This is a genomic window from Streptomyces sp. NPDC001604, from assembly GCF_042893475.1.
In the GTDB taxonomy this organism is placed as follows: domain Bacteria; phylum Actinomycetota; class Actinomycetes; order Streptomycetales; family Streptomycetaceae; genus Streptomyces.
This window is the reverse complement of the sequence record NZ_JBIAUY010000012.1, coordinates 183,556-197,050: the sequence shown is the minus strand read 5'-3', so window position 1 is coordinate 197,050 and position 13,495 is coordinate 183,556. Positions and strand designations below refer to the sequence as shown.

Sequence of the window (13,495 nt, the reverse complement as noted above, 5' to 3'; positions counted from 1 at the left end):
ACTTTTGTGAGCGACAACCAACTGCGGATCGTCTGGATCTACCCCGACCTGCTCAGCACGTACGGCGACCAGGGCAACGTCCTCGTCGTGGAGCGCCGCGCCCGGCAGCGCGGCCTCGACGTGGCACGTCTCGACGTGCGCAGCGACCAGGCGATCCCGACCTCCGGCGACATCTACCTGATCGGCGGCGGCGAGGACCGTCCGCAGCGGCTCGCGGCAGAGCGGCTGCGCCGGGACGGCGGACTGCACCGGGCCGTGGAGAACGGCGCGATCGTCTTCTCGGTCTGCGCCGGCTACCAGATCCTCGGCCACGAGTTCATCAACGACCTCGGCCAGCGCGAGCCCGGCCTCGGTCTGCTGGACGTGGTCTCGGTACGGGGTGAGGGCGACCGCTGCGTCGGTGACGTGCTCGCCGACATCGACCCGCGCCTCGGCCTGCCGCCGCTGACCGGCTTCGAGAACCACCAGGGCGTCACCCACCTGGGCCCGACGGCCCGCCCGTTCGCCAAGGTCAAGTTCGGCAACGGCAACGGCACGGGGGACGGCACGGAGGGCGCGTTCAACGACACCGTCTTCGGTACGTACATGCACGGGCCGGTGCTGGCGCGCAACCCGCTGATCGCCGACCTGCTGCTGAAGCTGGCGCTCGACGTGAACGCGCTCCCCCCGACCGACGACCGCTGGTACGAGGCGCTGCGCAACGAGCGCATCGCGGCAGCCCAGCAGCCTGCCTGACACCTGGCCGCAAGGTCCGCTCCAGCAGCCCGTCTGACGCCCCGTCCGCACAGGTGAGCGGGGCCGTCCAGCAGGCGGACGCACGGTGCGATCCCGCCCCCTTCTGACGCTAGGGTGGCGGGGTTCGTGCCGGACGACGGGGTCCGGTCCCGGCCCACGTTGAGAAGGTTCTTTCGGGCTATGCGCATTGGTGTCCTCACGTCCGGCGGCGACTGCCCCGGCCTGAACGCCGTCATCCGGTCCGTCGTGCACCGCGCCGTCGTCGACCACGGCGACGAGGTCATCGGCTTCCGGGACGGCTGGAAAGGCCTCCTGGAGTGCGACTACCTCAAGCTCGACCTCGACGCGGTGGGCGGCATCCTGGCCCGCGGCGGTACCATCCTCGGCTCCTCCCGGGTCCAGCCCTCGCATCTGCGCGACGGGGTGGAGCGGGCCAAGGGCCATGTCGAGGAGCTCGGCCTCGACGCGATCATCCCCATCGGCGGTGAGGGCACGCTGAAGGCGGCCCGGCTGATGTACGACAGCGGGCTGCCGATCGTCGGCGTCCCGAAGACCATCGACAACGACATCGCCGTCACGGACGTGACCTTCGGCTTCGACACGGCCGTCGGGGTCGCGACCGAGGCCCTGGACCGGCTCAAGACCACCGCCGAGTCCCACCAGCGCGTCCTGGTCGTGGAGGTCATGGGCCGGCACACCGGCTGGATCGCACTGCACTCCGGGATGGCGGCCGGCGCGCACGCCATCGTCGTCCCCGAACGGCCCTTCGACATCGAGGAGTTGGCCAGGAGGGTCGGCGAGCGGTTCGAGGCGGGCAAGCGGTTCGCGATCGTCGTGGCGGCGGAGGGCGCCAAGCCCAAGGCCGGATCCATGGAGTTCGACGAGGGCGGCAAGGACATCTACGGCCACGAGCGCTTCGCCGGGATCGCCCGCCAGCTCTCCATCGAGCTGGAGGAGCGGCTCGGCAAGGAGGCACGGCCGGTCATCCTGGGTCACGTCCAGCGGGGCGGCACGCCGACGGCGTACGACCGTGTGCTCGCCACCCGCTTCGGCTGGCACGCGGTGGAGGCGGTGCACCGGGGTGAGTTCGGCAAGATGACCGCGCTGCGGGGGACCGACATCGTCATGGTCCCTCTGGCAGAGGCCGTCGAGACGCTGAAGACGGTTCCGTCGGAGCGGTACGACGAGGCGGAGTGCGTTCTGTAGTGCGCATTTGATCTCGTACGGAATTGAAGAGTCCGCCCCCGGTCGCAGCAGCGGCCGGGGGCGGTTCTACTCTGGGTCCGGACAGACAGCGCACAACCCCCACGAATCAGGAGCCGTTGGATGGATCACAGCGGGCACGGCATGACCATGGATCTGCCGCCGTTCACGCTGGGGCGGGGTCTTCAGTGGTCGGCGGACCCGTTCTTCCTCGTGGCCTGCGTGGTGGGGCTCGGACTCTACGCGTACGGCGTGGTGCGGCTGCGGCGGCGCGGTGACAAGTGGTCGGCGGCGCGGACGGTGTCGTTCGTCCTCGGTGTGCTGACCATCGGGCTCGTGATGTGCACGAAGCTCAACGACTACGGCATGGTCATGTTCAGCGTGCACATGGTGCAGCACATGGTCATCAGCATGCTGTCGCCCATCCTGATCCTGCTGGGCGCGCCCGTCACGCTCGCCCTGCGCGCACTGCCGACGGCGGGCAACGGCCGCAAGGGGCCGCGCGAGCTGCTGCTGATGCTGCTGCACAGCCGGTACATGCGGATCATCACGCATCCCGCGTTCACCATTCCGCTGTTCATCGCGAGCCTGTACGCGCTGTACTTCACACCGATCTTCGACTTCCTGATGGGCTCCAAGACGGGGCACATCGCGATGATGGTGCACTTCCTCGCCGTGGGTGTCGTGTTCTTCTGGCCGATCATCGGGGTGGACCCCGGGCCACAGCGGCCGGGCTATCTGATGCGGATGCTGGAACTGTTCGCGGGCATGCCGTTCCACGCGTTCTTCGGCATCGCCCTGATGATGGCGTCGACGCCGATGGTGGAGACGTTCAAGAACCCGCCCGCCTCGCTCGGCATCGAGGCGCTCTCCGACCAGACGGCGGCCGGCGGAATCGCCTGGGCGTTCAGCGAGATTCCCTCCGTGCTGGTGCTGATCGCCCTGCTGTTCCAGTGGTACGGCTCCGAGCAGCGGCAGGCCCGGCGCAAGGACCGGGCCGCCGATCGTGACGGCGACAAGGAACTCGAGGCATACAACGCCTATTTGGCCTCATTGAACGCACGCGGGCAATAAAGGCTTCGCCATTCGGAAGCATTCAGTAGCATGAAGTGCATCGGGGGAACCGCCGGGGGGAGCGGTGATGACACTTCGCGCATTTATGCAAGGTGCCGGGAAATCGGCGATTCGCAAGGTCGCCGTCCTGCTCGTTTTCGTACTGGCGCTCAGCGGTTGTGATCGAAGTACACCGCTGCTCGTCGTGAAGGCGGTGGCCGCGGGGGTTCCTTCTCTCGCGCCTTTCTTCGACGAGGACAGCGGGCTGGGCCACGACGCCGCGATCAGGCCGCAGACGGTGCGGGGCAGTCTGCAGCAGGGTGACACGCCCGGTCTGTACGGGGGCACGAGGAAACCGACCATCTGCGACATCAAGCAGCTCAAGGAATTCCTCACGGATCCCAGGAATCATCAGAAGGCGCAGGCGTGGGCGACTGCGCTGAACATGACCACGGATGAGATCCCGGGATACCTGGACCGGCTCACTCCAGTGCTGCTGCGTCACGACACGCTCGTGCAGAATCACGACTACAAGAAGGGAAAGGCTGTTCCCTTCGACTCCCTGCTGCAGGCGGGAATCGCCGTACTCGTCGATGAACAGGGACTTCCGGCTGTGAAGTGCTCGTGCGGAAATCCACTGCGTCCCTTCACGGGTGACACGAACAGGATTTCGGTCAAGTTCGGGGACGGGAACAAGAAGTGGAGGGGATATCAGCGTTCCTCCGTGGTGGCCGTGCAGCCGGCGCCCCGGAAAATGCAGCGGCTCGTTCTGGTCGACGTCGGCGATCCCGCCCTGGGCATCGAGCGGCCGGTCGGCACGGCGGGGGCGCACGACAGGACCTTCGACACACGTAAGCAACGAGCCGTGCCCCGGCTCACCGGGACGACGTTCGGGGACGCGAGCCGACGGCTGAGCGACGCGGGGCTCGCGGTCGGGTACGACGGGACAGCGCGACCGCCCGAGGACGCACGGGTGACGGCGTCGGACCCGCCGGCCGGGAGCAGTCTGGGGTTCGGGGCGTACGTGACGCTGAGCGTGGCCGGGGGGACGTCCCACGAGGCGACCGCTCCCCCGCCGCCCTCGACGTCCGGGCCGTCCACAGCGCCGCCGTCCTCAGCGTCGCCGTCCCGGTCGTCACCAGCGTCGCCGTCGCCGTCGTCGCCGTCGTCGCCCCCGTCGGGCATCGGCCCCGGGCCGTCGTCCTCCGCGCCGTCGTCGAGTGCGCCGCCCGGTTCCAAGGTGCCCCCGTCGAGTGCGCCGCCCGGTTCGCCTTCGACGACGACCGGTTCGCCCGCGCCGACCAGCGCCCCCGTCACCAGCAGCGCCCCAACGCCCAGCAAACCGGTGACCAGCAGCGCCCCACCGCCCAGCAAACCGGTGACCAGCAGCGCCCCACCGCCCAGCAAACCGGTGACCAGCAGCGCCCCACCGCCCAGCAAACCGGTCACCACGAGCGCCCCGCCGCCCGGGACCACGAGCGCTCCCGCCACCGGCGCGCCGGTGAGCAGCGCACCTGTCACCGGTGAGCCCGCGAGCACCGGGCCGGCCTCGATCGCGATCACGTAGCGCCTCCCCAGAACCCGGGAGTCACCGGATGCATTCAGGATCACCCACGTCGGGAGTGGGCCGGGTCATCGCCGGCCGTTATCTGCTGCTGAACCGGCTCGGCGGCGGTGGCATGGGCCATGTGTGGCTCGCCCACGACCAGAGACTCGCCTGCGAGGTCGCGCTCAAGGAGATCGTGTTCCGCGACCCGGACCCGACCGGGGACGAGCGGGAGGCCAGGGTCGCGCGGGCGCGCGCGGAGGCCCGGCACGCGGCGGGGCTGCGCGGCCATCCGCATGTGGTGACGGTGCACGACGTGCTGGAGCACGAGGGGCTGCCGTGGATCGTCATGGAGTACGTGGCGGGCGCCGTCGACCTGAAGGAGCTGGTCGAGACGCGCGGCCCCCTCGCGCCCGCGGAGTGTGCCCGCATCGGGCTGGCGGTGCTGGACGCGCTGACCGCCGGGCACGAGCGGGGCGTCATGCACCGGGACGTGAAACCGGCGAACATCCTGCTCGCCCCGGACCGCTCCGGGGCGCCGTACGGACGCATCCTGCTCACCGACTACGGCATATCGGTGCAGCCGGACGGCGGCGAGACGCGGTACACGCTGGCGTCCGTGCTGGTGGGGACGTCCGGCTATCTGGCGCCGGAACGCGCCACTGGCGGGCCGCCGACCCCGGCCGCCGACCTGTTCTCGCTGGGCTGCACGCTCTACCACGGCGTCGAGGGCCACGGCCCCTTCGAGCGCGAGTCGCATCTCGCCGAGGTCACCGCGGTGGTCATGGAGGAGCCGCGTCCCGCCGTGCGCGCCGGTGCGCTGGGCCCCGTGCTGCAGGCGCTGCTGGTGAAGGACCCGGGGCGGCGGCCGTCCGCGCCGGAGGCCGAGGCGGCGCTGTCGCGGATCGTCACACCGCAGGCCGAGGGGTACGCCCGTACCCGGTCCGACCCGGGTTCGCAGCCGCCCTGGGCCGGGCCTGCGGCCGCTCCCCCGCCGCCCGGGCCCGGCACGGACGGCTTCGGGCCGGTCGTCGCCTCCTCGTCCGGTCCCGCCCACCGTCGCCGTGAGCTCCCGCGGGCGCTGCGGGCCGTCCTTGCCGTCTCGCTCGGTCTGGTCCTGGCGCTGGGAGGGGTCTGGTACGCCATGGCGCACCAGAAGAGCGGCGGCGACGGGGCGGCCTCGCCGTACGGTTCGGCCGTGGGGCTTTCCGCGCCGCTCAAGGACGGGGAGTGCGTGCTCGCGGACTGGCCGGGCGACCGTTTCCAGGGGGTACCGCGGCTGACGCCGGATCCGTCCTGCCGGGGCCAGGCCCCCGACGGGCAGGTGATGGCGCTCGTACCGGCCGCATCCGCCGACGAGGCCCGCAAGCTGGGGCCGGCCCGGTGCGAGGAGCGGACGCAGGAGATGCGGGAGCGGCTGGCGGACGTCCGCAGCGTCGCCGTCGTGCCGACCGGGTCCGGGTTCGAGGCCGCGGGACGGCGCACCGCCTGTCTGGTGCTGGGCGCGCACGGGCCGGTGTACGGGCCGCTCGGCGATCGGCGCAAGGTCGGCTCGGACTTCACGGACACGGCGAACATGCAGCGCCGTGACTGCCTGGAGACCCGTTCCGACCGGGACGCCCGGCTGGTGTCCTGCAGCGGCCCGCACGACGAGCAGGTGCTCGGATTCACCCGGCTGGGCGACGACGTCACGCTCACCGAGGCCCGTACGAAGTCGGATGCGGCCTGCGCGAAGGACGTGCCGCCGCGGGACTACGGCTTCGACCCGTCCGTCTACACCTCCGGTTCCTGGAGCAGTCAGGGCGCCTGGAGGTCGGGCACGCATTTCGTCGTCTGCACCGTACGGAAGCAGAACGGGGGCACCATGGAGGGGGACGAATCCTGAGGAGGGTGTTGCGATGCCCGGTTCTACGGACGGTTCTACGAAGGCGATGGGGGCGATCACGGTCGGCGGCCTGGTCGTGGTGACCGCCTACACGGTGGCCCTCGGCTCCAACGGCTGGCTGTGGTTCGGCTGGGTCGTGCTGGGTCTGCTCACCCTCGGGATGGTCGCCTCCCGCAGCACGTGACGCATCCGCACGTGTCGTTCATTCCTCGCTCAGCCGCCCGGCCGAGTGCACCCCCGGCTGGTATTTCGGCAGCCGGGCGGTGATCTTCATGCCCGCTCCCACGGCGGTCTCGATGACGAGCCCGTAGTCGTCGCCGTAGACCTGGCGGAGGCGGTCGTCGACGTTGGACAGTCCGATGCCGCCCGAGGGGCTGACCTCGCCGGCGAGGATACGGCGCAGCAGGCCGGGGTCCATTCCGGCGCCGTCGTCCTCGATGACGACCAGGGCCTCGGCGCCGGCGTCCTGCGCGGTGATGCTGATGTGGCTCTTGCCCACGGGCGCCGTTTTCCCCTCCAGGCCGTGCTTGACGGCGTTCTCGACGAGCGGCTGCAGGCACAGGAAGGGCAGGGTGACCGGGAGGACCTCGGGGGCGATCTGCAGGGTGACGGAGAGGCGGTCGCCGAAGCGTGCCCGCACCAGCGCCAGGTAGTGGTCGATGGCGTGCAGTTCGTCGGCCAGGGTGGTGAAGTCGCCGTGCCTGCGGAACGAGTAGCGGGTGAAGTCGGCGAACTCCAGGAGGAGTTCCCGGGCGCGCTCGGGGTCGGTGCGCACGAAGCTCGCTATCACCGCGAGCGAGTTGAAGATGAAGTGCGGGGAGATCTGGGCGCGCAGTGCCTTGATCTCGGCCTCGATCAGACGGGTGCGGGACTGGTCGAGATCGGCCAGCTCCAGTTGGACGCTCACCCAGCGGGCGACCTCCCCGGCGGCCCGGACCAGGACGGCGGACTCGCGGGGCGCGCAGGCGACCAGTGCGCCGTGCACACGGTCGTCGACGGTGAGCGGGGCGACGACCGCCCAGCGCACCCGGCAGTCCGGGTCGGGGCACTTGAGGCGGAAGGCCTCGCCGCGGCCGGTCTCCAGCGGTCCGGCGAGGCGTTCCATGATCTCGCCGCGGTGGTGGCCGCCCACGCCGTCCCAGACGAGGACCTCCTTCTGGTCCGTCAGACACAGGGCGTCCGTGCCGAGGAGGGTGCGCAGCCGGCGGGCGGACTTGCGGGCGGTCTCCTCCGTCAGCCCGGCCCGCAGCGGGGGTGCGGCCAGGGAGGCGGTGTGCAGGGTCTGGAAGGTGGCGTGCTCGACGGGGGTGCCGAGGCCGCCGAGGCTCTCGGGGCGTGCCGTGCGCCGGCCGAGCCAGAACCCGGCGGCCAGCAGCGGCAGGACGGCCACGCACAGCCCGGCGAGGAATCCGCTCATGTCTTCACCTCCGCGCGCAGTTCCTCCGGCAGATGGAACCTCGCCAGGATCGCCTCGGTCCCGCCCGGCACGCGGCCCGGGGTGGCCAAGGACACCAGCACCATCGTGAGGAAGCCCAGCGGCACCGACCAGAGGGCGGGCCAGGCCAGTAAGGCGTGCAGCGAGCCCGTGCCCGGGAAGCCGGCCATCGTCGCGGCCACCGCCAGGAACGCCGAACCGCCGCCGATCAACATCCCGGCGGCCGCGCCCGGCGGGGTCAGCCTGCGCCACCAGATGCCGAGGACGAGCAGCGGGCAGAAGGACGACGCGGACACCGCGAAGGCCAGCCCGACCGCGTCGGCGACGGGAAGCCCGCCGACGATGAGGCTGGCGGCGAGCGGCACCGCCATGGAGAGCACGGTGCCGAGCCTGAAGTGCCGTACGCCGCGCGTCGGCAGGACGTCCTGGGTGAGCACTCCGGCCACCGCCATGGTCAGTCCGGACGCCGTGGACAGGAACGCGGCGAAGGCGCCGCCCGCCACCAGCGCACCCAGCAGGTCGCCGCCGACACCGCCGATCATGCGGTCGGGCAGCAGCAGGACGGCGGCGTCCGTGTCGCCGGTGAGGGTGAGTTCGGGGGTGTACAGGCGGCCGAGGGCGCCGTACAGGGGCGGCAGGAGGTAGAAGGCGCCGATCAGGCCGAGCACGGCGACGGTGGTGCGGCGGGCGGCGACGCCGTGCGGGCTGGTGTAGAAGCGGACGACGACGTGCGGCAGGCCCATGGTGCCGAGGAAGGTGGCGAGGATCAGCCCGTACGTGGCGTACAGCGGGCGTTCCTCACGGCTCGAGGCCAGCGAGGTGGACATGCCGCCGTTGGTGCCGCGGTCGGCGGTCGGGACGGTGGCGCCCTTGGCGAAGGTCAGCCGGGTGCCCCGCTCGACGTGGTGGGTGCCGGAGGGCAATTGGATCCGCGCTCCGTCGTGGGGGCGGCCGTCGACCGTGCCGGTCACGGTGACGGTCAGCGGCCGGTCCAGTTTCAGGTCGAGGCTGTCGTCGACGCGTACGACGCGCTGCTCGCGGAAGGTCGCAGGCTCCTCGAAGGCGCGGCGCGGCGCGCCGTCGCCCTGCCAGGCGAGGACCAGGAACAGCGCGGGCACCAGCAGGGCGGTGAGCTTGAGCCAGTACTGGAAGGCCTGGACGAAGGTGATGCTGCGCATCCCGCCGGCGGCCACGGTGGCGACCACGACGACGGCCACGATCAGCCCGCCGAGCGAGCCGGGCGCACCGGTCAGCACCGTCAACGTCAGCCCCGCGCCCTGTAGTTGGGGCAGCAGATACAGCCAGCCGACGCCGACGACGAAGGCCCCGGCCAGCCGCCGTACCGCCTGCGAGGCCAGCCGGGCCTCGGCGAAGTCGGGCAGGGTGTAGGCGCCGGAGCGGCGCAGGGGGGCGGCGACGAACAGCAGCAGGACCAGATATCCGGCGGTGTAGCCGACCGGGTACCAGAGCATGTCGGGGCCCTGGACCAGGACCAGGCCCGCGATGCCCAGGAAGGAGGCGGCGGAGAGGTACTCGCCGCTGATGGCGGCCGCGTTGAGGCGGGGGCCGACGGTGCGGGAGGCGACGTAGAAGTCGGAGGTGGTACGGGAGATGCGCAGACCGAAGGCGCCGACCAGGACGGTCGCCACGACCACGAGGGCGACGGCGGGGACGGCGTAACTGGAGTTCATCGGTCCTCGTTCATCGGTCTTCCACGAGCCGCACGAAGTCCCGTTCGTTGCGCTCGGCGCGCCGGACGTACCACAGGGCGAGCAGGACCATCGGGGCGTAGAGGCAGAAGCCGAGGATCACCCACTGCAGGCGGCGGGCGTCCGGTGTGGCGGCGAAGACCAGGGGCAGCGGGCCGATCAGCAGGCCGAGGAACGCGAACACCGCGAGGGCGGCGCGGAGTTGGGTGCGCATGAGGGAGCGGACGTAGGTGTGGCCGAGGGTGGTCTGCTCGTCGATCTCGGTGCGCGGGCGGTAGTAGCCGGAGGCGCGGCGGGTGCGGCGCGGCGGGCCGGTGACGACGACGCGCCGCTCGGCGGGGTCCTGGTGGGGCACGGTCAGGGCCTCCTCATCAGCAGGTCCCGCAGTTCGCGTGCGTGGCGGCGGCTGACCTGCAGTTCCTCGGCGCCGACGAGGACGCTCACCGTGCCCGCGTCCAGGCGCAGTTCGCCGACGTGCCGCAGGGCCACCAGGTGGCGGCGGTGGATGCGGACGAAGCCGCGGGAGCGCCAGCGTTCCTCCAGGGTGGACAGCGGGATCCGTACGAGGTGGCTGCCCCTGTCCGTGTGCAGACGGGCGTAGTCGCCCTGGGCCTCGACATGGGTGATGTCGTCGACGGCGACGAAGCGGGTCACACCGCCGAGTTCGACCGGAATCTGGTCGGGGTCGGGCTCGTGCACAGGGATGAGCGGGGTGTTGCCGGTGAGTTCGGCGGCCCGGCGGACCGCCTCCGCGAGGCGTTCCTTGCGGACGGGCTTGAGGACGTAGTCGACGGCCTTGAGGTCGAAGGCCTGGACGGCGAAGTCCTCGTGGGCGGTGACGAACACGACCAGCGGCGGCTTGGCGAACCCGGTCAGCAGCCGGGCCAGGTCCAGTCCGTCGAGGCCGGGCATGTGGATGTCGAGGAAGACGACGTCGATCGCCTCGGGACCGCCCGGACCGGACTGGAGCGCCCGGTTGATGCGGCGCAGCGCCTCGGTCGCGTCGCCTGCGCCCTCCGCGCTGCCGATGCGCGGGTCCGCGTTCAGCAGATACAGCAGTTCCTCCAGCGAGGGGCGTTCGTCGTCGACGGCGAGGGCGCGCAGCATGAACCCGGAGTGTAGGTGGAATCCGCACGGGTGGACATGTGCCGTGGTGTGGACGTCCGTGCTGGATACAGTGCCGACATGAGCAGCAGGCCGGCCCCCTTCGACGAGCTCGACCGGAAGATCATCACCGCGTTGATGGCGAACGCCAGGAAGAGCTTCGCCGAGATCGGCGCGGCCGTGGGGCTGTCGTCGACGGCGGTGAAGCGGCGGGTGGACCGGCTGCGGGAGACCGGCGTGATCACCGGGTTCACCGCGACGGTGCAGCCGGCCGCGCTGGGCTGGCGCACGGAGGCGTACGTCGAGGTGTACTGCGAGGGGGCGGCTCCGCCACGGCGGCTCGCGGAGGTGGTCCGCAACCATCCGGAGATCACGGCGGCGATGACGGTGACCGGCGGCGCGGACGCGTTGCTGCACGTACGGGCGCGGGACGTGGAGCACTTCGAGGAGGTGCTGGAACGCATCCGTGTGGAGCCCTTCATCCGCAAGACGATCAGCGTGATGGTGCTGTCCCATCTGCTCCCGGAGAGCCCGGAGGCGGGCGCCACCCAGCCCGCCCCCGAATAAACATCCGAACACGCAGCAGCACTGCGCGGAACCCGCTCAAGACGCAGCATTCCTGCGCGGACACGCAATTCTCGTTCCTTGTCGCCCTACTCCGTCACTTCCTACCTTGGTGTCAACCCACCCTCGACACCGCAGGAAGCGGAGGAACCCCTCTGTGTCCGATTCCCGTGTGCCGCGCCGGCGGCGCTTCCTCGTCTGCGAACCCAGACATTTCGCCGTGCAGTACGCGATCAACCCCTGGATGCACCCTGATGTCCGCGTCGACGTGGATCTGGCCCAGGAGCAGTGGCAGGCGCTGATCGGCGCCTACCGGGCCCATGGCCACACCGTCGACACCCTGGAGCCGGCCCCCGGTCTCCCGGACATGGTCTTCGCCGCGAACTCGGCGGTCGTCGTGGACGGCCGCGTCTTCGGCTCCCTCTTCCACGCGCCCGAGCGGCGCCCGGAGTCCACCCACTACGACACCTGGTTCAAGGCGGCCGGCTTCGACGTCCACCGTCCCGAGGCCGTCTGCGAGGGCGAGGGCGACCTGGTCTGGACGGGCCGTTACGTCCTGGCCGGCACCGGGTTCCGTACGACCCGCGAGGCGCACCGCGAGGTGCAGGAGTTCTTCGGCCACCCGGTGATCAGCCTGACGCTGGTGGACCCGCGCTTGTACCACCTGGACACCGCGCTGTTCGTCCTGGACGACGACAACATCTCCTACTACCCGGAGGCGTTCTCACCGGGCAGCCGCGAGGTGCTGGCCCGGCTGTACCCGGACGCGGTGATCGCCACCCTGGACGACGCGCTGGCCTTCGGCCTCAACTCCGTCTCCGACGGCCGCAACGTCTTCATTGCGCCCCAGGCCGAGTCCCTCGCCACCGCTCTCGCCGACCGCGGCTATGTCCCCGTGCCCGTCGACCTGTCCGAGTTCCGCAAGGCAGGCGGCGGCATCAAGTGCTGTACTCAGGAGATCCGTTCATGACCGCTCCCGTGACCACGCGTTCGTCCGCCGAGCTGATCCGCGCCGAGGAACCGGTCCTGGCGCACAATTACCACCCGCTGCCCGTGGTCGTCGCCCGCGCCGAGGGCACCTGGGTGGAGGACGTCGAGGGCCGCCGCTACCTCGACATGCTGGCCGGCTACTCGGCCCTCAACTTCGGCCACCGCCATCCGGCGCTCGTCCAGGCGGCCCACGACCAGCTGGACCGCCTCACGCTCACCTCGCGCGCCTTCCACAACGACAGGCTCGCGGAGTTCGCCGAGCGGCTGGCTGAGCTGACCGGCCTGGACATGGTGCTGCCGATGAACACGGGCGCCGAGGCGGTCGAGTCCGGCATCAAGGTGGCCCGCAAGTGGGCGTACGAGGTCAAGGGCGTCCCTGCCGACCGGGCGACGATCGTGGTCGCGGCGGAGAACTTCCACGGCCGTACGACGACGATCGTCAGCTTCTCCACGGACGAGACCGCACGGGCGGGCTTCGGCCCGTTCACGCCGGGCTTCCGGATCGTGCCGTACAACGACCTGGCGGCGCTGGAGGCGGCGGTCGACGAGACCACGGCCGCGGTGCTGATCGAGCCCATCCAGGGCGAGGCGGGTGTCGTCATCCCCGACGACGGCTATCTGAGCGGGGTGCGCGAGCTGACCCGCCGCAAGGGCTGTCTGTTCATCGCGGACGAGATCCAGTCGGGCCTCGGCCGCACCGGCCGCACCCTCGCCGTCGAGCACGAGGGCGTCGTCCCGGACGTCCTGCTGCTCGGCAAGGCGCTGGGCGGCGGCATCGTCCCGGTCTCCGCGGTGGTCGCTCGCCGGGACGTGCTCGGCGTGCTGCGCCCGGGCGAGCACGGTTCGACGTTCGGCGGCAACCCGCTGGCCGCCGCGGTCGGCACGGCCGTCGTGGAGCTGCTGGAGACGGGCGAGTACCAGCGCCGGGCGGCCGAGCTGGGCGTGATCCTGCGCGGTGGTCTGGCCGCCCTGGTGGGCAAGGGCGTCGCCGGCTTCCGCGCCCGCGGCCTGTGGGCGGGCGTCGACGTCGACCCGGCGATCGGCACCGGCCGCGAGATCAGCGAACGCCTCCAGCGCGAGGGGGTCCTGGTCAAGGACACCCACGGCTCCACCATCCGGCTGGCGCCGCCGCTGACGATCACCGGCGAGGAGCTGGAGTCCGCGCTCGGGGCTCTGGAGAAGGTCCTGGGTTCCTGACCGGCGTGGGGGGCGGCCGGATCCCGCCCCCCACTTTTCTCTGCGCCCTCACCGGTTGCCCGGAGGGTGAAGAT

13 protein-coding genes are annotated in these 13,495 nt (G+C 71.2%); 9 read left to right on the top strand and 4 right to left on the bottom strand.

All coding sequences use genetic code 11. The features are described from left to right. The first annotated feature begins 6 nt into the window (after positions 1-6). From ACFY1E_RS29550 to ACFY1E_RS29525, 6 genes are all read left to right on the top strand, one after another. Complete coding sequence (locus tag ACFY1E_RS29550; RefSeq protein ID WP_344399302.1) at positions 7-735, top strand: glutamine amidotransferase; 729 nt, start codon at positions 7-9, stop codon at positions 733-735. A gap of 180 nt (positions 736-915) precedes the next feature. Further along, positions 916-1,941 carry a 6-phosphofructokinase gene (locus ACFY1E_RS29545; protein ID WP_351479347.1) on the top strand — a complete coding sequence of 342 codons (1,026 nt, stop codon included), beginning with the start codon at positions 916-918 and terminating at the stop codon, positions 1,939-1,941. A gap of 120 nt (positions 1,942-2,061) precedes the next feature. Then, positions 2,062-3,012, top strand: coding sequence for a cytochrome c oxidase assembly protein (locus ACFY1E_RS29540; RefSeq protein ID WP_389080895.1), 951 nt, complete (start codon positions 2,062-2,064; stop codon positions 3,010-3,012). 67 nt (positions 3,013-3,079) lie between these two features. Then, entirely contained in the window at positions 3,080-4,558 is a 1,479-nt protein-coding gene (locus ACFY1E_RS29535; protein WP_389080893.1) for a DUF6777 domain-containing protein, read from the top strand. A gap of 28 nt (positions 4,559-4,586) precedes the next feature. Further along, the gene (locus tag ACFY1E_RS29530) at positions 4,587-6,422 is read left to right on the top strand and encodes a septum formation family protein (RefSeq protein WP_389080890.1); all 1,836 of its coding nucleotides are present in this window, start codon (positions 4,587-4,589) and stop codon (positions 6,420-6,422) included. Positions 6,423-6,435: 13 nt separating this feature from the next. Next, positions 6,436-6,606 carry a hypothetical protein gene (locus tag ACFY1E_RS29525; protein ID WP_030928253.1) on the top strand — a complete coding sequence of 57 codons (171 nt, stop codon included), beginning with the start codon at positions 6,436-6,438 and terminating at the stop codon, positions 6,604-6,606. Between the two features lie 18 nt (positions 6,607-6,624). Here ACFY1E_RS29525 and ACFY1E_RS29520 read toward each other — a convergent pair whose 3' ends face one another. From ACFY1E_RS29520 to ACFY1E_RS29505, 4 genes are read right to left on the bottom strand one after another with little or no spacing between them, the layout of a single operon-like run. Then, positions 6,625-7,839, bottom strand: coding sequence for a sensor histidine kinase (locus tag ACFY1E_RS29520; RefSeq protein WP_389080887.1), 1,215 nt, complete (start codon positions 7,837-7,839; stop codon positions 6,625-6,627). After that, positions 7,836-9,548, bottom strand: a complete 1,713-nt coding sequence (locus ACFY1E_RS29515; RefSeq protein ID WP_389080884.1) for a cation acetate symporter — start codon at positions 9,546-9,548, stop codon at positions 7,836-7,838. The genes ACFY1E_RS29520 and ACFY1E_RS29515 overlap by 4 nt, the downstream gene beginning before the upstream one ends. A gap of 10 nt (positions 9,549-9,558) precedes the next feature. After that, complete coding sequence (locus tag ACFY1E_RS29510) at positions 9,559-9,927, bottom strand: hypothetical protein (RefSeq protein WP_389081072.1); 369 nt, start codon at positions 9,925-9,927, stop codon at positions 9,559-9,561. Beyond that, a complete protein-coding gene (locus ACFY1E_RS29505; RefSeq protein ID WP_389080882.1) occupies positions 9,924-10,673 on the bottom strand; it encodes a LytR/AlgR family response regulator transcription factor in 750 nt (249 codons plus the stop codon). The genes ACFY1E_RS29510 and ACFY1E_RS29505 overlap by 4 nt, the downstream gene beginning before the upstream one ends. A 78-nt stretch (positions 10,674-10,751) precedes the next feature. Between ACFY1E_RS29505 and ACFY1E_RS29500 the strand changes: the two genes are divergently transcribed. From ACFY1E_RS29500 to rocD, 3 genes are all read left to right on the top strand, one after another. Next, positions 10,752-11,237 (top strand): Lrp/AsnC family transcriptional regulator, encoded by a 486-nt coding sequence (locus tag ACFY1E_RS29500; RefSeq protein WP_389080880.1) that lies wholly within the window; start codon positions 10,752-10,754, stop codon positions 11,235-11,237. Between the two features lie 154 nt (positions 11,238-11,391). Then, positions 11,392-12,204 carry a dimethylargininase gene (gene ddaH, locus ACFY1E_RS29495; RefSeq protein ID WP_389080877.1) on the top strand — a complete coding sequence of 271 codons (813 nt, stop codon included), beginning with the start codon at positions 11,392-11,394 and terminating at the stop codon, positions 12,202-12,204. After that, entirely contained in the window at positions 12,201-13,421 is a 1,221-nt protein-coding gene (gene rocD, locus ACFY1E_RS29490) for an ornithine--oxo-acid transaminase (RefSeq protein WP_389080875.1), read from the top strand. Before ddaH ends, rocD begins: the two co-directional genes overlap by 4 nt. Positions 13,422-13,495: the final 74 nt, after the last annotated feature.